The organism is Streptomyces sp. NBC_01551, from assembly GCF_026339935.1.
In the GTDB taxonomy this organism is placed as follows: Bacteria; Actinomycetota; Actinomycetes; order Streptomycetales; family Streptomycetaceae; genus Streptomyces.
This window is the reverse complement of the sequence record NZ_JAPEPX010000001.1, coordinates 6,040,427-6,062,041: the sequence shown is the minus strand read 5'-3', so window position 1 is coordinate 6,062,041 and position 21,615 is coordinate 6,040,427. Positions and strand designations below refer to the sequence as shown.

13 protein-coding genes are annotated in these 21,615 nt (G+C 74.2%); 7 read left to right on the top strand and 6 right to left on the bottom strand.

The window, feature by feature from the left end; translation table 11 throughout:
- Positions 1–286: 286 nt before the first annotated feature.
- Complete coding sequence (locus OG982_RS27340) at positions 287–1,834, bottom strand: SDR family oxidoreductase (RefSeq protein WP_266949546.1); 1,548 nt, start codon at positions 1,832–1,834, stop codon at positions 287–289.
- Between the two features lie 74 nt (positions 1,835–1,908).
- On the opposite strand from OG982_RS27340, the gene OG982_RS27335 reads away from it, so the two are divergent.
- The gene (locus OG982_RS27335; RefSeq protein ID WP_266782403.1) at positions 1,909–2,388 is read left to right on the top strand and encodes an Lrp/AsnC family transcriptional regulator; all 480 of its coding nucleotides are present in this window, start codon (positions 1,909–1,911) and stop codon (positions 2,386–2,388) included.
- A gap of 46 nt (positions 2,389–2,434) precedes the next feature.
- Positions 2,435–3,112, top strand: coding sequence for an HAD family phosphatase (locus OG982_RS27330; protein ID WP_266782405.1), 678 nt, complete (start codon positions 2,435–2,437; stop codon positions 3,110–3,112).
- A 1-nt stretch (position 3,113) separates the two neighbouring features.
- On the opposite strand, the gene OG982_RS27325 is transcribed toward OG982_RS27330, so the two are convergent.
- Positions 3,114–3,980, bottom strand: coding sequence for a hypothetical protein (locus tag OG982_RS27325; protein ID WP_266949545.1), 867 nt, complete (start codon positions 3,978–3,980; stop codon positions 3,114–3,116).
- A complete protein-coding gene (locus OG982_RS27320; RefSeq protein WP_266949543.1) occupies positions 3,977–9,175 on the bottom strand; it encodes a caspase family protein in 5,199 nt (1,732 codons plus the stop codon). Before OG982_RS27320 ends, OG982_RS27325 begins: the two co-directional genes overlap by 4 nt.
- 148 nt (positions 9,176–9,323) lie before the next feature.
- On the opposite strand from OG982_RS27320, the gene OG982_RS27315 reads away from it, so the two are divergent.
- The gene (locus OG982_RS27315) at positions 9,324–10,472 is read left to right on the top strand and encodes an NAD(P)-binding domain-containing protein (protein WP_266949542.1); all 1,149 of its coding nucleotides are present in this window, start codon (positions 9,324–9,326) and stop codon (positions 10,470–10,472) included.
- A 13-nt stretch (positions 10,473–10,485) separates the two neighbouring features.
- Here the strand turns inward: OG982_RS27315 and mltG are convergent, their stop codons facing one another.
- Together mltG and OG982_RS27305 are read right to left on the bottom strand one after the other, a co-directional pair.
- Positions 10,486–11,346, bottom strand: a complete 861-nt coding sequence (mltG, locus tag OG982_RS27310) for an endolytic transglycosylase MltG (RefSeq protein ID WP_266949540.1) — start codon at positions 11,344–11,346, stop codon at positions 10,486–10,488.
- Positions 11,347–11,409: 63 nt separating this feature from the next.
- Complete coding sequence (locus OG982_RS27305; protein ID WP_266949539.1) at positions 11,410–13,281, bottom strand: ABC transporter ATP-binding protein; 1,872 nt, start codon at positions 13,279–13,281, stop codon at positions 11,410–11,412.
- Positions 13,282–13,423: 142 nt separating this feature from the next.
- On the opposite strand from OG982_RS27305, the gene OG982_RS27300 reads away from it, so the two are divergent.
- From OG982_RS27300 to OG982_RS27285, 4 genes are all read left to right on the top strand, one after another.
- Positions 13,424–13,900: a MarR family winged helix-turn-helix transcriptional regulator gene (locus tag OG982_RS27300; RefSeq protein ID WP_266791684.1), complete on the top strand. Its 477-nt coding sequence runs from the start codon at positions 13,424–13,426 to the stop codon at positions 13,898–13,900.
- 28 nt (positions 13,901–13,928) lie between these two features.
- Positions 13,929–16,865: an FAD-binding and (Fe-S)-binding domain-containing protein gene (locus tag OG982_RS27295; protein WP_266949538.1), complete on the top strand. Its 2,937-nt coding sequence runs from the start codon at positions 13,929–13,931 to the stop codon at positions 16,863–16,865.
- Positions 16,866–17,022: 157 nt separating this feature from the next.
- Entirely contained in the window at positions 17,023–18,891 is a 1,869-nt protein-coding gene (locus tag OG982_RS27290) for an ABC transporter ATP-binding protein (RefSeq protein WP_266949536.1), read from the top strand.
- Entirely contained in the window at positions 18,888–20,669 is a 1,782-nt protein-coding gene (locus OG982_RS27285; RefSeq protein ID WP_266949534.1) for an ABC transporter ATP-binding protein, read from the top strand. The genes OG982_RS27290 and OG982_RS27285 overlap by 4 nt, the downstream gene beginning before the upstream one ends.
- Before the next feature lie 103 nt (positions 20,670–20,772).
- Here the strand turns inward: OG982_RS27285 and OG982_RS27280 are convergent, their stop codons facing one another.
- A complete protein-coding gene (locus tag OG982_RS27280) occupies positions 20,773–21,564 on the bottom strand; it encodes a metal-dependent hydrolase (protein ID WP_266782423.1) in 792 nt (263 codons plus the stop codon).
- Between the last annotated feature and the right edge of the window lie 51 nt (positions 21,565–21,615).

Genomic DNA, 21,615 nt, shown 5'->3' with positions numbered 1-21,615 from the left:
GCTCTGGCTCCGCGTCTCGGAAAACGTCTGTCACCGGCTACTTCACCCCCCGCCCTCCCCCCGGATGCGGTATCGCCCCCGCTCCTCGAACCCGCCCTCCGCCGGTCCCCAGCCTGCCCCCACCCGGCGGAGGCGGCCGGGCCGGAGTAAGCCCGGATTCCCGCGGCCCGCGGACCGCCGGGCTCGTGGGCGCCGCCGCGCGGATGTGCCGTACGGCGGTGGGCGGCGCGCGCCGGGCCCTCGGATCCGCCGCGCCTTCGCGCGTACGACCACGGCGGGCGCGGCACTAGCTGTCTTCGGCGGCGTGGGCGATGTTGCGGGCCATGCCTCCGAAGACCACCGCGTGGAAGGGGGACACGCTCCACCAGTAGAGGTGTCCCAGGAGCCCGCGCGGGTGGAACACCGCCCGCTGGCGGTAGCGCGAGCGGCGCCCGTCCCCGGCCACCGGCTCCGCGCGCAGTTCCAGCCACGCCAGCCCCGGCAGCCGCATCTCCGCGCGCAGCCGCAGCAGCCGTCCCGGTTCGATCTCCTCCACCCGCCAGAAGTCCAGCGAGTCCCCGACCCGCAGCCGCGCCGCGTCCCGCCGGCCGCGGCGGATGCCGACGCCGCCGACGAGCCGGTCGAGCCAGCCCCGTACCGCCCAGGCCAGCGGGAACGAGTACCAGCCGTTCTCGCCGCCGATGCCCTCGACCACCCGCCACAGCGCGTCGGGCGGCGCGTCCACGTCGATCTCCCGCCGGTCGGTGTACAGGCTGCCGCCCGCCCAGTCGGGGTCCGTCGGCAGCGGATCGCTCGGCGCGCCCGGCACCGACGCCGAGGACCACCGCGTGGTCACCCGGGCGTCGCGCACCCGCCGCAGCGCCAGCGCGAGCGCCTCGTCGAAGCCGATCGGCGCCCCCGGCGGGTCCGGCACGTGGTGGGCGATGTCGTGCTCACCGCAGACCACTTCGTGCCGCAGGGATTCCGCGAGCGGCCGCGCCAGCGCCCTCGGCACCGGCGTGACCAGGCCGATCCAGTGGCTGGACAGCCCCGGGGTGAGCATCGGGACCCGCAGGATGAGCCGCTTGGGCAGGTCCGCCACGGCGGCGTAGCGGCGCATCATCTCCTCGTACGTGACCACGTCCGGGCCACAGATGTCGAAGGCCCGGTTCACCTCGGGCGGCATGGCGGCGCTGCCGACGAGGTAGCGCAGCACGTCGCGCACCGCGATCGGCTGGCAGCGGGTGCCGACCCAGCTCGGCGTGACCATGACGGGCAGACGCTCGGTCAGGTAGCGCAGCATCTCGAACGAGGCCGAGCCGGAGCCGATGATGACGGCGGCGCGCAGCACGGTGGCGGGCACCTGCGAGGCGAGCAGGATCTCCCCTACCTCGGCGCGGGAGCGCAGGTGCGGGGACAGCTCCCGGACCGGGATCCCGGCCGGGGTGAGCCCGCCGAGGTAGACGATGCGCCGGACCCCGGCCGCGGCGGCCTGCTCGGCGAAGATCCGGGCGGCGGAGCGGTCGCGCTCCTCGAAGCGGGGTCCGCCGCCCAGCGCGTGGACGAGGTAGTACGCGACGTCGATGCCCCGCATGGCGGCCGCGACGGATTCCGCGTCGTTCGCGTCGCCGCGCACGACCTCGGCGCGCCCGGCCCAGGGGTGGTCGCGCAGCTTTTCCGGGGACCGGGCCAGGCACCGGACGCGGTGCCCGGCGTCGAGGAGCTCGGGCACCAGCCGTCCTCCGATGTATCCGGTGGCCCCGGTGACCAGACACCGCACGCCCGCCACACCCGCCACACCCGCCGCGTCCGCCGCGTCCGCCGAATCCACCGCATCCGCATCCGCATCCGTCATGGCTGTCTCCGTTCCTCGCCGGCCGGTCCCCTCACCAGGGGGTTGTCCCACTGGGCCATTGGTACAGTCACGGCATGGCGGTGGATGAGCTCGACACCCGGATCCTGCGCCTGCTGATCGAGCAGCCGCGCACCAGCGTCCGCGAGTACGCCCGCATCCTCGGCGTCGCGCGCGGCACCCTCCAGGCCCGGCTGGACCGGCTGGAGCGCACCGGGGTGATCACCGCAACGGGTCCGGTGCTGTCCCCCGCCGCGCTCGGGCATCCGGTGCTGGCCTTCGTCCACATCGAGGTCACCCAGGGGCATCTGGACGAGGTCGGCGACGCGCTGGCGGCCGTGCCCGAGATCATCGAGGCCTTCTCGATCACCGGCGGCGGGGATCTGCTGACCCGGGTGGCGGCACGGGACAACGCGCACCTGGAGGACGTGATCCAGCGGCTGATCCGGCTTCCGGGCGTGGTCCGCACCCGTACGGAGGTGGCCCTGCGCGAGCGCGTCCCGCACCGGCTGCTGCCGCTTGTCGAGGCGGTGGGAAGAGCAGCCTCAAAACCCTGACAAGATGGTAGAGACACGAATCTAACCGGCAGAACGGGCACAACGGATGCTTTCCGTCATATTCGATCTCGACGGCACCCTCGTGGACAGCGAGCCGAACTACTACGAGTCCGGGCGCCGCACGCTGGAAAGGCACGGAGTACCCGATTTCACGTGGGAGGAACACTCCCGCTTCATCGGCATCGGCACCCTGGAGACGCTGGAGGTCCTCCGGGAGCGGTACGGGATCCAGGTCCCGGTCGAGCAGCTGCTCGCCGAGCAGAACGCCGCCTATCTGGAGCTGGCCCGCACCCGGACCGAGGTCTTCCCCGAGATGCGGAAGTTCGTGGAGCGCCTGTACTCCGAGGGCGTCCCGATGGCGGTGGCCTCCGGCTCCTCGCGGGAGGCCATCGACGCCGTACTCGCCGGTACGGGGCTGGACGCGCTGCTGACCACGGTGGTCTCCGCCGAGGAGGTCGCGCACGGCAAGCCCGCCCCCGACGTGTTCCTGGAGGCGGCCCGCCGCCTCGGCTCGGACCCCGCCGACTGCGTGGTCGTCGAGGACGCGGCCCCGGGCGTCGCGGCCGCCCGCGCCGCCGGCATGGGCTGCCTGGCGGTCCCGTACGTGGCGGCCACCTCCGGCGACCCGGCCTTCACCGGCGCGGGCCTGCTGTTCCGCGGCGGCCAACGGGACTTCAGCGCGGAGACGGCCTACGAGTGGGTCAGCGAACACCCGGCCGCCTGAATCACCCCGCGCGCCCGGGCCCGCCCAGCGCCTCGGCGATCGCGGCGCCCGTCGGCGCCGCCGTCAGGTACGGCCGTACGTCGTGCGCCCGGGCCCCGTTGTGGATCGGCAGGTCCCGCACCCGCTCCCCGAAGCGCGGCCCGAGCTCCTTGGCCAGCGCCACGACGTCCCCGCGGTCGGCGACGTTGACCCACTGCCGCACAGGCGCGGGCCAGTGGCCCCGGCCCTCGGCGGGCTCCGGCCGGAGCCGGTCGAAGATCAGGTTCCGCACGCCGAGCGGGGACCCCAGGGTCACCAGCGACACGCCCGGCCGGTCCGGGCTCGCGCACAGGGTCTCGTACGCGACGACCGAACCGAGGGAGTGCGCGACGATCACCTCGGTCCGGTCGGTGACGACCGCGGCGAGCCGCCCCTGGATCTCCCCGCGCAGCGCGGGCTCGGTGAAGTAGCGCCGCACCTGGCGGGCGGCGCCGATCATCAGGCGTTCGCCGATCCCGGCGAAGAAGGCGGAGTGGCTGAGGGCGTCCAGAGCCCGCTGGACCAGGTGCGGGGTCCGCAGCCTGGTGCGGTCGCCCGGGCCGGAGACCCGGGTCTCCAGGGCGGCGGTGTGCTCCCACCACCGCAGCAGGAGTTCGCGCTCGATGCCGTCCTCGACATCGCCCGCGTCGAGCTCGGGCGTGCCGAGGCCGCGGTGGCCGGTGGGCCGGAAGAGGTCTCCGTAGAAGGCCATCGCGACCTCCTCGCGGGGGACGCCCGGGTGCCCGGCGAGGCCGAGGCCGTCGGCGAGCGCCGGGTACCACTCGGTGAGCAGGATCTCGGGGCCCAGGACCTCCTGGGCGATGCCGTGGACGAGGACGATACGGCTCACGGGCGGACCTCCGTCAGGCTGAGGGCGACGACGCCCATGTCGGTGGCGACGCAGACGCGGCCGGCGTGGTCGACGGTGAAACCGTTGATGCCGCTGCCGATGTGGATCTCCGTCGTCCAGTTGCCGGGGCGGGTCATGTCCCAGACCCGCATCAGACCGTGCTGGTCGGCGGCGATGAGCGTGGGGACGCCCCGGACGTCGGTGACGCGGACGGCACCGACCAGCGCCGAGAACGGCGGCAGCTCGGTGCGCAGCCGCCAGCCGCCCCGGTGGGTGTGGACGCGCAGGCTGCCGTCTCCCGAGCCGGTGACGACCAGGTCCTCGCCCGCCACCCGGGCCAGTTCGAGCCCGGTCGCGCCGAGGTCGTGGCCGCCGAGCGGCTCGGCGAGCGGGCGTCCCGTCTCCAGGTCCCAGAGGCGGACGGTCCCGTCGTAGGAGCTGCTGGCGACGGTGTGCCTCCCGCATACGAGACCGGTCCGCAGCCCGGTGATGTGGGAGGTGTGACCGGTCATGGGAACGCCGAGCGGCGACTGGGTCCCCAGGTCCCAGGCGTGCAGGGTGAAGTCGGCGGAGACCGAGACCACGATCCGGCGGCCGCCCAGCGCGTAGGTGTCGGCCCGCAGCGAGGTACCGGGCCGCTTCACCAGCCGGCGGCGCGGCTCCAGGGTCCACACGTCGGTGTACAGCCAACTGCTGCGGACCACCACGGTGTCCTCGCCCAGGCGGGCCGCGGTGACATGGCTGAGGGCCAGCGTGTCGAACGTGAGCTGCGGCGCCACCTGCCGGCCGTCCGCCAGGTCGTGCACGCGGACGGCGCCGTCGAGCGCTCCCGTCACGACGAGGTCGCGTCCGTGCTCACCGGGGACGATGTCGGCGGACACCAAGTGCTGTTCCACTCCGCAGAGCGGCTCTCCGATCGGATGCAGGGCGGCCAGGTCCCAGACCCGCACGTCCAGGGAGCCGGCGGTGATGACGACGGGCACCCCGTCCGCACGGCCGAAGACCGGAGGGGTGTCGGCGCCGATGGGTCCCCGCGAGGAGAACACTTCCAGGGGCGGTCCGAGCGGCTCCCCCGTCTCCACGTTCCAGATCCGCACCGCGTTGTCGAGGCCACTGGTGGCGAGGACCGGCTGTCCCCCGATCTGCCCGAGGGCGGCGGCCATCACGAGACCGGTGTGCCCGAGGAACGGTCCCGCGACCGCCTTCCCGTCGGCCACGTCGTGGACGTGCACGTTGTTCCCCGCGAGCGAGGTCAGGACGACGGCGCGCGAGCGGTGGAAGGCCACCCCTACGCTCCGGGCCGACAGGGTCAGGTCCATGACCTCGAAGTGGGCCGCGCGCCGGGCGGCCGGGGTGGCCCCGTCACCGGTGAGCTGCCACAGGTAGGCGTGGCCCAGGGAGGTGGCGAGCACGATCTCCATCCCGCGCCCCGCACGGCGCACGGCCAACTGCCGGATACCGCCCACGTGGCCGGCCAGCGGGACGCCCACGGGCGAACCGGAGGCGGCGTCCCAGACCCGGGCCGTGCCGTCCTCACTGCCGCTGACCACGACGGACCTGCCGTCCAGCTCGCCGAAGGCCAGGCAGCGCACCGCGTTGGTGTGCCCGGCCAGCACCAGTCCCGCGCCGGGACCGCGCAGCGGGTCCCACAGGCGGACGGTGGTGTCGGAGCCGCCCGTGGCCACCCTCGGGCGGGCGTGGACCAGCTCGCAGGCCACCGCCGTGACCTGCCCCGTGTGGCCCTCCATCGGGGCGCCGAGCTGCTCCCGGGTGTGCAGGTCCCAGACGCGGGCCGTGCCGTCCTCGCTCCCGGTGACGGCCATCGGCCGGCCGGGGCCGGCGCAGAAGGCGACCGCGCAGACGGGCTGGGTGTGGCCCTCCCGTGGCTGGTCCGCCGTCAGGTCCCAGATCCGCGCCGTCCGGTCGTCGCCCACCGTGACGGCGAGCGCGGCCTCGCCGTGGTGGGCGAGCGCCGCCGCCCTGATGTCCTCCACATGGCCGCGCAGCTGGTGGGCGAGGGGTTGCAGCGTGCGCAGGTCCCACAGGCGGGCGCTGCGGGTGCCGCTGGTCAACGCCACCGGCCTGCCCCGGAGCACGCCGACCGAAGCGGAGAACACCCCGCTGCGGGTGATGTGGACGTGCGCCATGACCGGCTCGCCGATCTGGCGGCGCTCGGCCAGGTCCCAGCGGCTGAGCATGCCCGCCTCGTCGCCGACCAGCGCCACGGTCCGGCCGTCCAGCTTCGTCGCGCAGACCGCCGTGACCGCCATGGCGGGGCCGATCAGCGGGCTGCCGTCGAGGCGGGCGTCGCCGCCGTCGAGGACGCCGGAGAGGTCCCACACGTGGACGGCCTTGTCCTCGCCCCCGGTGACGGCGATCGGGCGGCCGTCGAGCTCGCCCAGGTCCGCCGCGCGCACGGAGCGCCGGTGGGCGCTGAGGTCACGGCCGAGCTGACGGCGTTCGACCAGGTCCCAGACCCGGGCGGTGCCGTCCGCGCTCGCGGTGAGCACCACCGGGTGCCCGCGCACCGCGCCGAGCACGATGGACTCGACGCGGTTGGTGTGGCCCGTGAGCGGCGCACCGTACTCCTGGCCGGCGGAGAGGTCCCAGACGCGGACGACTCCGTCGTCGCCTCCCGTCAGCGCCACCGTGTAGTCGCCCAGTTCGCCGATGGCGATGGCGCTCACCGCGATGCCGACGGGCAGCGGTTCGCCGATCTGGCGCTGTGCCTGGAGGTCCCAGACCAGCGCCGTGCGGTCCACGCTCCCGGTGACGGCGATCGGGCGGCCGTCGAGGAGGCCCACCGCCACGCAGGCCACCGTACGGGTGTGCCCGGCCAGCAGCCGGTGGACCCCGCTCGTCGACCACCAGGCCCAGCGCGCCGACCAGGGCCGGATGACGGCGAGTTCCTCCACCCGGTCGGCGAGCCGGTCCGCCCCGCAGCGCCGGGCCGACAGCTGGAGGTCGGCGGCGCGTTCGCCGAGCGGGCGGTCGGCGGTGAGCCGGTGGGCGACCTGCTCGTAGGCGCCCCGGATCCGGCGGGCCCCCTCGCCCTCGATGGTGGCGAAGGCCCGCAGCAGCGACAGGGGTTCGCAGGCCAGCAGGAAGCCGGGGTCCTCGACCAGTTCGGCGAGCCGGCCCGCCTCCGCGGCGTGCGTGGCCAGGTGCTGGCGTACGTAAGCGACCGCGGCGAACCAGTCCGGGTGCCCCTCGGCCGCCCCGGGCACCAGCGACCGCAGGGCCTCGACCACCGACTGCTGGATCTCGGCGGGCGGCCGGTCGGCGGTGGCGCGCAGGTGCTCGGCCAGGGCCTTGTGGTAGAGCCGGTACACCGAGCGCCGGTCGTCGTCCACGACCTCCGCGATGTAGGCCTCGGCGACGTCGAGCAGCCAGCTGACGTCCTGTTCCTCGCAGGGCACCCCGGAGATCACCGAGCTCAGCGCGGTCCACACCCGGCCGCGCGGCAGCCCCTTGCCCTCCGAGAAGGCGAGCGCCAGCAGCATCCGCCTGACCCGGGGCTCGTCGGGCCCGAAGCGGGCCAGGTAGTCGTCGAAGGCCTCGCCGACCTCGCTGGGCAGTGCCTCGGCCCAGCCCGGCCTGGTGATGTCGACAGCGGTCTCGTCGGAGCGCAGCGTACGGGCGGTGGTGCGGGCGTACAGGTAGACCCCGGCGGCCTTGTCGGCCACTCCGCAGGCCACCGCCCGGGCCAGTTCGGGACGGTCGCGGTAGGGCGTGCGTACGTCGGCCTCCTCGGCGGCGAGCAGGACGCGGGCCACGTACCCGGTGACGTCCTCGCGCCCGGCCCGGTACTCCTCGTGGTCCAGGTCCATGCAGACGAAGGTGGGGCCGAGCGGGGTGACGAGCTCGTGCCGGGTGCCGACGAGGAGGCGCACGCCCTGGATCTCCGACATGGGGCGCAGCAGCTCGCGGGTGATCCGGCGGGGCTCGCCGTGGCCCCCGGCGTCCGCGGCGGTGTCGGATCCCGCCTCGTCCACGGCGTCGACGACGATGATCAGCGGCGGCCCGTGGCGGCCGCGCCGGGTGAGTTCCTGGAGCAGGGCGGCCGCGCCGTCGGCCTCGGCGGCGAGGGCGGCGGCGATCCGGTCGACGATCTCCTCGAGGCGTTTGTGGCGGGCGTGCACGGCGGCGGTGACACAGCCCTCGGGGACGACGGTGCGCGGATCCCCGCCCGTCAGGTCCAGCCGGGCCCGGTACGCCGGATCGGACAGGGCCACGATCCGGCCGAGGACGGCGGACTTGCCGCATCCCGGGCTGCCGGTGACGACCCGGCCCCGGCCGTCGCCGTCGGGGGCTGTCAGCCAGCCCACCAGCTCGGACAGCACGCTCACCCGGCCGCTGAAGTAGAGGCCCTGCTCGGACTCGAACTCCACGCCGCGCGAGCGGGGGCCGAAGTGCTCGGTGAGGTCGCGGGCGACGACGCGGCGCTGGACCTCCAGGTCGGTGCCGAGCGGCGGTAACTCCTCGCGGTAGCCGGCGTTGGCGAGGAACGGGGCGAGGCCGGTGACCAGGCCACTGGCCAGTTCGGCGCGCTGGCCGCGGCCGTCGGCCTCGAAGCGTTCGTTGACGGCCTTCACGAGCTCGGTCAGGTCGAGGTACTGCTGGCGCTGACCGGTGCGTCCGGTCGTGGTCGCGATCGCGTCGCCGAGCGCGGCCACGAAGGCGCCGTCGTCGGCGACGTCCTTGCGGCGGGCGGAGGCCAGGAACCAGAGGCCGGCGGAAGCGTCGGCGGCCGCGCCCCGGTAGACGATGCTCTGCAGCGCGACGGCGGAGGCGTCCGCGCTGCCCGCGCCGGCGGAACAGGTGTCGAGGATCAGCAGCAGGTGGCGCAGGCCGCCCTTGCACAGGACGCGGACGAGGTCCTCGGTGGCCAGGGCGGTGGCGGCGAGGTCGGCGTCCTGCGAGTCCCAGCAGAGCAGGTAGTGCCGGTCGCGTTCCTCGACGGCGCCGTGGCCCGCGAAGTAGACCACGACGACGTCCTCGCCGGTCAGCGCCGTGTCGGCGGACCAGTGGCGGAGCTTTTGGCGCAGCTGCTCGGCGCCGTCGTACTCGCCGAGTCCGGTAAGGACCGGGGTGTAGCCGAAGGACCCGAAGAGCGCCGACACGTCTCGGATGTCGCAGGGGACGGAGGCGAGTTGTTCGTCGGGGGGAAGGTGCAGGTACCTGCCGCTGCCCATGCCGATGAAGAATCGTCGCCCCACCCAGCCGCCCCCGCCGCTCGCGCACCCGCCCCTGCCGTTCCCCGACCTTAGCGAGCGCCCCGCGCTCGCGCAGCGCCATCGGGCGGGCGGGAAGATCTCGCCGGGCCGGCGAGTTGGTAGAACCGTGAACGATTTCGTGCGGGGCGCGGCGGACGGGTACGTGGACGTGGTGGTCGTCGGGGCCGGGCAGGCGGGCCTGTCCGGCGCCTACCACCTGGCCAGGGCCGGGATCGGGCACGTGGTCCTGGACCACGCGCCCCGCCCGGGCGGGGCCTGGCAGTACCGCTGGCCCTCGCTCACGTACGGCAAGGTGCACGGCATGCACGCGCTGCCGGGCATGGAGCTCACCGGCGCCGACCCGCTGCGGCCCTCGTCGGAGGTGATCGGGGAGTACTTCGCCGCCTACGAGGAGCGCTTCGGCCTGCGCGTACGGCGGCCCGTGGACGTCTCGGCCGTGCGGGACGGGGCCGACGGGCGGCTGCTGGTGGAATCCTCGGCCGGAGCCTGGTCGGCGCGGGCCCTGATCAACGCCACCGGGACCTGGGACCGGCCGTTCTGGCCGCGCTACCCGGGTCAGGAGAGCTTCCGGGGCCGCCAGTCGCACACCGCGAACTACCCGGGGCCGGCCGCGTTCGCCGGGGCCCGGGTGATCGTGGTGGGCGGCGGCACCTCGGCCGTGCAGCACCTGCTGGAGGTGTCCGAGGTGGCGGCGGAGACCACCTGGGTGACGCGGCGGCCCCCGGTGTTCCGTGACGGGAGCTTCGGCGAAGCAGAGGGCCGGGCTGCGGTGGCGCTGGTGGACGAGCGGGTCCGGCGGGGTCTGCCGCCGCAGAGCGTGGTCAGCGTGACCGGGCTCCCGCTGAACGAGGCCGTCCGCGCCGGACTGGACTCCGGGGTGCTGGACCGGCGGGCCATGTTCGAGCGGATCACCCCGACCGGAGCCGTCTGGGCCGACGGATCACGGGTGGAGGCCGACGTGATCCTGTGGGCCACCGGATTCCGCGCGGCCGTCGACCACCTGGCCCCGCTGCGCCTGCGCGAGCCGGGCGGCGGCATCCGGGTGGAGGGGACCCGGGCGGTCCGCGACGAGCGGGTCCACCTGGTGGGCTACGGCCCGTCGGCCTCGACCATCGGCGCCAACCGCGCGGGCGGCGCCGCCGTCCGCGAGATCCGCCGCCTCCTGGCCCGGGGAGACGCCAGGGACGGCTCCCCGGGAGACGCCCCCGAAGGCGGCGCCTCGTCGGCGGCGCTCGCCACCGCCGCCGCCAGCTAGAGCGGTCACGGCATCAGCCCGCGCGGGGCCCCGCATGGGCGCGCCCGGCGCCCGCGCGGATCCGGTTGAACTCGGCGACGTGCTTCTTGTGCTCCTCGTACGTCGCCGAGAACCGGGTGTCCCCCGGCTTCACGGTGACGAAGAACAGCCAGTCCCCGGGCGGCGGCGCGACCGCCGCCGTCATGGCGTCCAGTCCCGGACTGTCGATCGGCGTGGGCGGCAGCCCCTGGCGCTCGTAGGTGTTGAAGGGGTGGTCGATGCGCGTGTCGCTCAGCGTGACGTCCAGGGTGCTGCGGTTCAGCGCGTAGTTGAGGGTGGAGTCCATCTGGAGGGGCATCGACTTCGCCAGCCGGTTGTACACCACCCGGGCGACCCTGCCCATGTCGGCGCGGGTGTCGGCCTCCGCCTCGATGATGCTGGCGAGGGTGGCCGTCTGGTACGGGGTCATGCCCTGCGCCTTGCCGCCGCTCGCGACGGCCGGCGCGGCGAGCTTCGCGTTCGCCGTCCGCACCATGTAGGCGATGAGTTCGCCCGGGGTCGTCTTCGAGGTCACCGGGTACGTGGCGGGGAAGAGGAACCCCTCCGGATTGCCCTTCGCCTCCTCGGGCAGGGGCAGCGCGGCGGTAGCGAGGGCCGCCTTGGTCGAGCCCGCCGGGAGCTTCAGCTCGCGATCGACGGCGGCGTAGACCTGCGGGGCGCGCCAGCCCTCGGGGATCAGCAGCATGCGCGGCTTCTCGGGCGCTTCCTCGCCTGGCAGCAGCGTGACCTGGACGGCCGCGGCGATCGCGGCCATGGTGCCGAAGAGGAGCGCCAGCCGGCCCCGGCGGGTGAGCCGGGTACGGCGCTGGGATGGCAGCCGGTACTCATGAGGCATGCGGGCACGCTAACCCGCGGGGCCTCCCGATCCGGGCAGCCGACCCGCTAACCGGTCATACCGTCACACTTTCACCGGGGTGGGCTCGTCGAACCGGGTGGTCCGTACGGTCTCCGGCGTCAGCGTCGCGTCCCGGTCGCGTCGGACCAGGGCCGCATACCGGCCGCCTATGGCCAGCAGCTCCTCGTGCGTACCGCGCTCGGCTATGCGTCCCTTGTCCAGGACCACGATCTGGTCGGCGTCCCGGACGGTGGAGAGGCGGTGCGCGATGGTGATGGTGGTGCGCCCCTGGGACAGGTTGTCGATGGCCCGCTGCACCGCATGTTCCGTACGGGTGTCCAGGGCACTGGTGGCCTCGTCCAGGATCAGCACCGGCGGGTCGCGCAGGATGGTGCGGGCGATGGCGAGGCGCTGCTTCTCGCCTCCGGAGAAGCGGTAGCCGCGCTCGCCCACGAGGGTGTCGTACCCGTCGGGCAGCGAGGAGATGTGCTCGTGGATCTGGGCCGCGCGCGCCGCCTCGGCTATCTCCTCGTCGGTGGCGTCGGGCTTGGCGAAGCGCAGGTTGTCGGCGACCGAGGCGTGGAAGAGGTACGTCTCCTGCGAGACCACGCCGATGGAGCGGGCGAGGGAGTCGAAGTCGAGGTCGCGCACGTCCACGCCGTCGAGGGCGACGCGGCCGTCGGTGACGTCGTAGAGCCGGGGCACGAGGTAGCTGAGGGTGCTCTTGCCGGAGCCGGTGGGGCCGACCACGGCGAGGGAGCCGCCGGCCGGGATGGTGATGTCGATGCCCGACAGGGTCGGGCCGCTCTTCGCGTCGTACTCGAAGTGGACGTCCTCCAGCCGGACCTCGCCCCTGGCGCGGTCGAGGCGGACGGGGTCCTCGCGCTCGGTGATGTCCACCGGCAGGTCGAGGTACTCGAAGATGCGGGCGAACAGGGCGAGCGAGGTCTGGATCTGCACACCGGTCGACAGCAGGCTCACGGCGGGCCGGAACAGACCCGTCTGGAGGGTGACGAAGGCGACGAGGGTGCCGACGGAGAGGGACGGGGCGCCGGTCTGCAGGGCGAAGCCCGCCGCCCAGTAGATGAGCGCGGGCATGGCGGCCATGACGATGCCGATGGTGGACATCCGCCAGCGCCCGGCCATGCTGGAGCGCACTTCGAGATCGACGAGCTTCTCGGACTCCGCGGCGAAGGACGTGGTCAGCGAATCGGCACGGCCCATGGTGCGGCCGAGCAGGATGCCGCTGACCGACAGCGACTCGGTGACGGTCGCGGCCATGGCGGCCATCTGCTTCTGCCGCTGGAAGGTGATCTTCTTGCGCTCGCGGCCGACCCGGCGGCTGATCCACACGAACACGGGGAGCAGCAACAGGGAGACGAGCGTGAGCCGCCAGTCGAGCGCGAGCATCGCGACGACGGAGGCGATGACGGCCGTGAGGTTGGAGACCAGCGAGGTCGCGGTGGAGGTGACGGTGGCCTGCATGCCGCCGATGTCGTTGGCTATGCGGGACTGCACCTCGCCGGTGCGGGTGCGGGTGAAGAAGGCCAGCGGCATCCGCTGGAGCTGGGCGTACACGGCGGTGCGCAGGTCGTGCATGACGCGCTGGCCGACCGTGGTGGAGATGAAGGTCTGCAGGACGCCGAACACGCTGGTGACGACGGCTATGAGGATCATGCCGAGCGCGAGCAGGCTGAGCAGCCCCGTACGGCCCTGCGGGATCGCGACGTCGAGTATCTCCTTCAGCAGGAACGGCGAGGCGACGCCGACCAGCGAGGAGGCGCAGACCAGCACGCCGACGACGGCGAGCCGGCCGCGGTAGGGCCGGAAGAGCCCGACGATGCGGCGCAGTTCACGCGGCTGTTCCGCCGGGGCCGGGCGACTGGGGTCCAGGGGATCCTTCGATGGCGTCCACTTCGGTTCTTCGGGGCGCATGAGCCTCCTTTTGACAAGACTCACATGAGCATAGCTCATTGTTACCTATGCTCACAATGAATCTGGTCCTGGTACTGTTCCCCATTATGAGGACAGCAGTGTGAACACCGCCTCCGAGAGCGACCGCGCGGACGGCGGCGGCATAGGCGAGGGCACCGGCGCCGGCAGCGGCGGCGCCGACAGCACCAACGGCGTGCTCGCCGAGCAGCTGCTGCGGCTGACCCGGCGGCTCCACCGCATCCAGAAGCGCCATCTGGAGCCCCTCGGGATCACCCCGGCCCAGTCGCGGCTGCTCCGTGTCGTCGCGGCCTACGACGGCGGGCAGTCGCCCCGGATGGCGGATCTCGCGGCCCGCCTGGAGGTCGTCCCGCGCGCCGTGACCACGCTGGTGGACGGCCTGGAGGCGGCCGACTGCGTTCGCCGCGCCCCCGACCCGGCGAACCGGCGCGTCATCCGCATCGAGCTCACCGACACCGGCCGCGCCACGCTGCGGCGGCTGCGCAACGCGCGAACCGACGCGGCAGAGGAGATCCTGGCTCCATTGACCGCCGCGCAGCGCGACGTGCTCGGCGGCCTGCTCAACACTCTGGCGGACGCCCCGGCGGAGCGCCGCTGCTGAGACCACCCGCCTGGCCGAGGGGGCACCGATGCCGCTGCTGGAACCGAAGCCGGGGACCCTGCGCCCGCGCGGCATCGCCGGTCCCGCCCCCGACCGGGTGCCCGAGCGGCTGGCGTCCGGCACCCCGGAGGTGCTGCGCACCGAGCTGACCGCGCTGCTGGGCGCCGAGAAGGTGCTGTGGAAGGTCTCCGACCTGGTCCGCTACGCCTCCGACGCCTCCCCGTACCGGTTCGTCCCGCAGGTCGTGGTGATCGCCGAGGACATCGACGACGTCTCCGCGGTCCTCTCCTACGCCCACGGGCGCGGGCGCGGGATCGTCTTCCGCGCCGCCGGGACCTCCCTCAACGGGCAGGCGCAGGGCGAGGACATCCTCGTCGACGTCCGCCGCCACTGGGCCGGCGTCGAGGTCCTGGAGGACGGGCGCCGCGCCCGGATCCGGCCGGGCACCACCGTCTTGCGGGCCAACGCCGCCCTCGCCCGGCACGGCCGGATCCTCGGCCCCGACCCGGCCAGCGCCATCGCCTGCACCCTCGGCGGGGTCGTCGCGAACAACTCCTCCGGCATGACCGCCGGGACCACGAGGAACGCGTACCGCACGCTCTCCTCGCTCATCCTGGTGCTGCCGAGCGGCACCGTCGTGGACACCGCCGACCCGCTGGCCGACGAGGAGCTGGCGCGCGCCGAACCGGCCCTGTGCCGGGGGCTGATGGACATCAAGCGGGAGATCGAGGCCGATCCGGGGCTGGTCGCCCGGATCCGCGCGAAGTACGAGATCAAGAACACCACCGGGTACCGGCTCGACGCCTACCTCGACGGCACCACCCCCGTCGAGATCCTGCGCGGCCTGATGGTCGGCTCGGAGGGCACCCTCGGCTTCATCGCCGAGGTCGTCTTCGACACGCTGCCGCTGGACCGCGAGGTGGCGAGCGCCCTGCTGTTCTTCCCGTCCCTGCCCGCCGCGGCGGCCGCCGTACCGCTCTTCAACGAGGCCGGCGCCCTCGCCGTCGAGGTGATGGACGGCAACACGCTGCGCGCCTCCGTCAGCGTCGAGGGCGTGCCCGCCGACTGGGCGGAGCTGCCCAGGGACACCACCGCACTGCTGGTGGAGTTCCGCGCGCCGGACGAGGCCGGCCGCGCGGAGTACGAGCGCCGGGCGGCCGGGGTGCTGGCCGGGCTCGACCTCGTGGCGCCGGTGGCCTCGGTCACCAACGCCTTCACCCGCGATCCGGGAGCCATCGCCGGGTACTGGAAGGCCCGCAAGGCGTTCGTCACCGCCGTGGGCGGCGCCCGCGCCCCCGGCACCACCCTGATCACCGAGGACTTCGCGGTACCGCCCTCCCGGCTGGCCGAGGCCTGCGAGGCGCTGCTCGCGCTCCAGGCGGAACACGGCTTCGACGCGGCGGTGGCCGGTCACGCGGCCCACGGCAACCTGCACTTCCTGCTGGCGTTCGACGCGGCCAGGCCCGCCGACGTCGAGCGGTACGCGGCCTTCATGGACGCGTTCTGCCGGCTGACCGTGGAGCGGTTCGACGGCTCCCTGAAGGCCGAGCACTCCACGGGCCGCAACATGGCCCCGTTCCTGGAGCTGGAGTGGGGGCCCGCGGCGACCGAACTGATGTGGCGCACCAAGCGGGTCGTCGACCCGGACGGGCTGCTCGCCCCCCGGATCCTCCTCGACCGGGACCCGCGCGGGCACCTGCGCGGCCTCAAGACGATCCCCCGGGTGGAGGCGGTGGCCGACCCGTGCATCGAGTGCGGTTTCTGCGAACCTACCTGCCCGAGCAAGGACCTGACGACCACGCCCCGGCAACGGATTCTGCTGCGGCGCGAGATGATGCGCCAGCAGCCGGGCTCCCCCGTCCTGGACCGGCTGCTGGAGGACTACGGCTACGACGCCGTGGACACCTGCGCGGGCGACTCCACCTGCAAGCTCGCCTGCCCGGTCGGGATCGACACGGGCGCGCTGATGAAGGACTTCCGCCACCGCCGGCACAGCCCGCGCGAAGAGCGGGCCGCGGCGCTGGCGGCCCGGCAGTTCCGTACCGTCGAGGCCGCCGCCCGGCTGGCGGTGGCCGCCGCCGACGCGATCGGCGACCGGGTCGGGGAGCGGGTGCTGGAGGCGGTCACCGGGGCGGCGCGCAAGGCCGTACGCCCCGACCTGGTGCCGGAGTGGCTGCCGCAGATCCCCGGCGCCGCGGCCCGCAAGCCCCCCGCGACCCGGCGGGTGGGCGCGGCCGCGGTGTACTACCCGTCCTGCGTCAACCGGATCTTCGGCGGCCCGGCCGGCCGTCCCGGGCCCTCCCTGCAAGAGGCGGTGGTCGCGCTGTCCGAGCGGGCCGGGAAGCCGGTGTGGATCCCGCGCGACGTGACCGGCACCTGCTGCGCGACGATCTGGCACTCCAAGGGGTACGAGGACGGCGCCCGGCTGATGGCCAACACGGTGGTGGAGTCCGCCTGGGGCTGGACGGCGGGCGGACGACTGCCGCTGGTGGTCGACGCGTCCTCGTGCACCCTGGGCCTGGCCCGCGAGGTGGTCCCGTACCTGACCGACGACAACCGGGCGCTGCACGCCGAGCTCACGATCGTCGACTCGGTCGTGTGGGCGGCCGAGGAGCTGCTGCCGCACCTGGAGGTGCTGCGCAGGGTCGGTTCCGCGGTGCTCCACCCCACCTGCTCCATGCGGCACTTGGGCGACGAGGCGCAGCTGCGGGCGGTAGCGGAGGCCTGCGCCGAGGAGGTGGTGGTGCCCCGGGACGCGGGCTGCTGCGCCTTCGCGGGCGACCGGGGCATGCTGCACCCGGAGCTGACGGCCTCGGCGACGGAGCGCGAGGCGGCGGAGGTGACGGCGCGGGAGTTCGACGCGCACCTGTCGGCGAACCGGATGTGCGAGGTGGGCATGGACCGGGCGACGGGGCGGGTCTACTCCTCGGCGCTGCTCGAACTGGAGCGGGCGACCCGCCCCTGACCGGGCGTTACGTCGGAGCGCGCGGGGCGCTGAGCCGGTCCGCGCGGCCGCAAACCCGGTCGCGTGATGCCATGGCCAACGCAAAATCGATTGCCCCGGTCCGGTCAGGAAGGCGAACCTTGCACGGTTTGGACCACTCATCGAGTCATGGGGCGTCATGCAGATCAGCGATCTTCCGTATCCGGACCCAGGGGTACCCGATGCTCGCTCCGGTCCGCGGTTCCTCGTGTGGCTGGGGCGGGGACAACTCGGCGGCCAGCTGGCGAGCCTGTGCTGGGGCCTGGTGCACTTCGGCGGCATCGCCGGACTGCCCTACGCGGTGGGCTTGGGCGTCGAGGCCGTCGTCGAGGGCGACGGCACCCGGCTGCTGCTGGTCGGCGCGCTGCTGGCGCTCCTCGGCGTCGCGATCTCGGTCGGCGACGCCATGCTCCACCGGACCGCCGTCACCAACTGGATCACCGCTGCCGCGCGCGTCCAGCAACTGCTCGCCCGCAAGACCGCCGAGCTGGGCTCCGCCCTGACCCGGCGGGTCGCGGCCGGCGAGGTGGTCGCGGTCTCCACGGGCGACGTGGAGAAGATCGGCTGGTTCGTCGAGGCGGTCTCCCGCTTCCTGGCCGCCGCCTTCGCCGTCGTCCTCGTCTGCGTCGGCCTGCTCTTCTACGCGCCCGCCATCGGCGTCGTCGTGGCGATCGGCGTCCCGGTGGTCGCGCTGGCCGTGCTGCCGCTGCTGCCGCGCGCCACCCAGCGCGCCGACGTCCAGCGCGAGAAGGCGGGCCGGGCCACCGAGCTGGCCTCCGACACCGTGGCGGGCCTGCGGGTACTGCGCGGCATCGGCGGCGAGGAGCTGTTCCTGGGCCGCTACCGCGAGGCCTCGCAGGAGGTCCGCGAGGCGGCGGTGCGCAGCGCCCGGATGTGGGCGCTGATCTCCGCGATCCAGGTGCTGCTCCCGGGCGCCCTGATGGTCACGGTGGTCTGGTACGGCTCGGCGCTCGTGCTGGACGGCCGGCTGGCGGTCGGGCAACTCGTCGCCGCCTTCAGCGCGGTGGCCACGATGCTCTACCCGCTGCGGCACTTCGAGGAGATCGCCATGGCGTACTCCTTCTCGCGGCCCTCCGCCAAGCGGGCGGCCCGGGTGCTGTCCCTGACCCGGAGCGGCGCCGAGGCCCCGGCCGAGGCGGAGCGCGAGCGCGGCGCGGCCCCGGAGGCGCCGGCTCCCGGCGGGGACCTGTACGACCCGCAGACGGGGCTGCTGGCTCCGGCGGGGCGGTTCACGGCCGTCGTGTGCGGGGACCCCGATCTGGCGGGGCGGCTCGCGGACCGGCTCGGCGGGCATCCCATGGAGCTGGACGGCGGTGCCTCGGCGCTGCTGGGCGGGGTCGAGCTGGACGCGCTCGCGCTGGACACGGCGCGCGGGCTGGTCCTCGTACAGGACAAGGATCCGGTCCTGCTGTCCGGAACCCTGCGCGAGCTGCTCGGCGTACCGGCTTCCGGCGCGGTCGAGGCCGGGGCGGCGCTGGCGGCGGCGCAGTGCGCGGACGTCCTGGACGCGCTGCTCCAGTCGGCGCCGGACGGGGTGAGCGACCCGATGGACGCCCGGATCACCGAGCGCGGCCGGTCGCTGTCCGGCGGGCAGCGCCAGCGGCTCGCGCTGGCGCGGTCGCTGGTCACCGACCCGGAGGTGCTGGTGCTGGACGAGCCGACCTCGGCGGTCGACTCGCACACCGAGGCGCGCATCGCGGACGGGCTCGCGGGCCTGCGCGCGGGGCGCACCACGGTGGTACTGGCGTCCTCGCCACTGCTGCTGGACCGGGCGGACCGGGTCGTCCTGATCCACGAGGGCGCGGCCCTGGCGGCCGGCACGCACCGGGAACTGCTGCGCGACGACCGGCGCTACCGGGCGGTCGTCACCCGCGAGACCGACGAGGAACAGCGGCTCGCGCGACTGGAACACGCGCTCACGGAGCAGGCACTCACCGAGCACGCACACACCGAGCACGCACTCACAGAGATCGAGGAATCCGCATGATCGGCGTGGCGCCCCCGGAGCACGATCCGGCGGCCCCCGAGTCGGCCGCGACCCTGCCCGTGGGCACGGGAGCGACCGTACGGGGATATGTGCGCGGCCTGTTGCGCCGGCACCGGCGGGCCTTCGTGGTGCTGGTGACGGTGAACTCGGTCGCGGTGATCGCCTCCATGGTCGGCCCGTACCTGCTGGGCCAGGTCGTGGACGAGCTCGCGGCGGGGGGGCGCGAGCTCCATCTGGGGCGGGTGGCGCTGCTGTTCGCGCTGGCACTCGCGGTGCAGACGTTCTTCGTCCGGCTGGTCCGGCTGCGCGGGGCGATGCTCGGCGAGGAGATGCTGGCCGACCTGCGCGAGGACTTCCTGGTGCGCTCGGTGGGACTGCCTCCGGGTGTCCTGGAGCGGGCGGGCACCGGTGACCTGCTGTCGCGGATCACCACCGACATCGACCGGCTCGCCAACGCCATGCGGGAGGCGGTGCCGCAGCTGGCCATCGGCGTGGTGTGGGCCGGGCTGCTGTACGGGGCGCTCGCGGTGACCGCGCCCCAGCTGGCGCTGGCCGCGCTGCTGGCGCTGCCGGTGCTGGTGATCGGCTGCCGCTGGTACTTCAGGCGGGCGCCCTCGGCGTACCGCTCGGAGGCGGCCGGGTACGCGGCGGTCGCGGCGGTGCTCACCGAGACGGTGGACGCGGGCCGTACGGTCGAGGCGCACCGGCTGGGGCCGGGCCGGATCGCGCTGTCGGAGCGGCGGATCAAGTCCTGGACGGAGTGGGAGCGGTACACGCTGTTCCTGCGGACGGTCCTCTTCCCCGTCATCAACGTCACCTACGTGACGATCCTCGGCGCCGTGCTGATGATCGGCGGCTACTGCGTGCTGCGGGGCTGGATGTCGGTGGGGCAGCTGACCACGGGCGCGCTGCTGGCGCAGATGATGGTCGACCCGATCGGGCTGATCCTGCGCTGGTACGACGAGCTCCAGATCGCCCAGGTGTCGCTGGCCCGGCTGGTGGGCGTCCGGGAGATCGAGCCGGCCGCGGGCGACGCCGCCGTCTCGCCCGACGGGCGGGCCGTGCGGGCCGACGAGGTGCGGTTCGGCTACCGGGAGGGCGTGGACGTCCTGCACCAGGTGTCGATGTCCGTGCCGCCGGGGACCCGGATGGCGCTGGTGGGTCCCTCGGGCGCGGGCAAGTCCACGCTGGGCCGACTGCTGGCGGGCATCTACGCCCCCCGGACCGGCGAGATCACCCTCGGCGGGGCCCGGCTGGCGCACATGCCGGCGGAGCGGGTGCGCGAGCACGTGGCGCTGGTCAACCAGGAGCACCACGTGTTCGTGGGCTCGCTGCGGGACAATCTGCGGCTCGCCCGGACGGGCGCGGCGGACGCCGAGTTGTGGGCGGCGCTGGGCGCGGTCGACGCGGACGGCTGGGCCCGCGCCCTGGAGTCCGGTCTGGACACCGAGGTCGGCTCCGGCGGCAGCGCGCTGACGCCCGCGCAGGCCCAGCAGATCGCGCTGGCCCGGCTGGTGCTGGCGGACCCGCACACGCTGGTCCTGGACGAGGCCACCTCGCTGCTGGACCCCCGGGCGGCCCGGCACCTGGAGCGCTCGCTGGCCCGGGTGCTGGACGGCCGCACGGTCATCGCGATCGCCCACCGGCTGCACACCGCGCACGACGCGGACGTGATCGCGGTGGTCGAGGACGGCCGCATCAGCGAACTCGGCTCACACGACGACCTCGTCGCGGCCGACGGCGCGTACGCGGCCCTGTGGCGCTCCTGGCACGGCTGACGGACGGCGCCGCTGACGGGCAGCACGGCTGACGGACGGCACGGATCGCGGTCGAGCCCGATCGCGATCCGCCCCGGGCCAGGCGCCACTTTGACGACCGGACCTAGAACACCCCGAGGGCGGAGGCCCCGCCGACGCCGCCGAGCAGCATGAACACCGGCATGAGCACCTTGAGCTCCACCCAGCTGCCGGCCCGGAAGCGCATGCCCTTCGGCGGGCCGATCGGGTACCAGCGCTTGCCGGCGATGGGCAGGGGCCACAGGATCGGGCAGCCGGAGACGGTCAGGGCGTCGCCGATGTCGTGGACGAGGGCGCCCAGCAGGATCGGCAGGCCGAGCCACAGGTACTCCTGGCCGGGGCCGGTGAACAGCCAGTCCGAGCCGTTGCCGGGCTGGTCGAGGACGCCGGCCAGTATCCAGGCGCTGGTGGCGCCGAGCAGCCAGACCAGGATGTCGCTGGACATCCGGGCGGCCCGCCACAGCAGGCCCTCGACGGCCAGGACCAGGTGGACGAAGAGCAGCGTGAGCACGCCCCAGCGGTCGGCGGTGACGGCGAGCGCGGAGGAGCCGGCGCCGATCAGGACCGCCCAGAGCCAGGTGTGCGTCAGCGTGCGGTGTCCCCCGGTGCGGCGGGCGTCGCGCGGGGCGCGGGTCGCCTTGTAGACCGCGTACGAGATCTTGTCCACCACCTCGCACAGCCCGCGGGAGAGCGGGCCGAAGGCGCGCGAGATCGTCGCCGACTTGTGGTCGAGGTCGGGGGCGAGGGCTGCGCCCGCGCAGATGAGCGCGCCGACGACGAGGACCGGCCACGGCATCGGGTGCCCGGCGGCCGCGGTGGCCGCTCCCACCCCCAGCCAGGCCGCCGCCCCGGACAGTGAGTGCGCCGGACCCATCATGCTTCGTTCCCGCCCCAGTCCTGTGTGTTCGGGCCCCGCCGACGGTTTCGT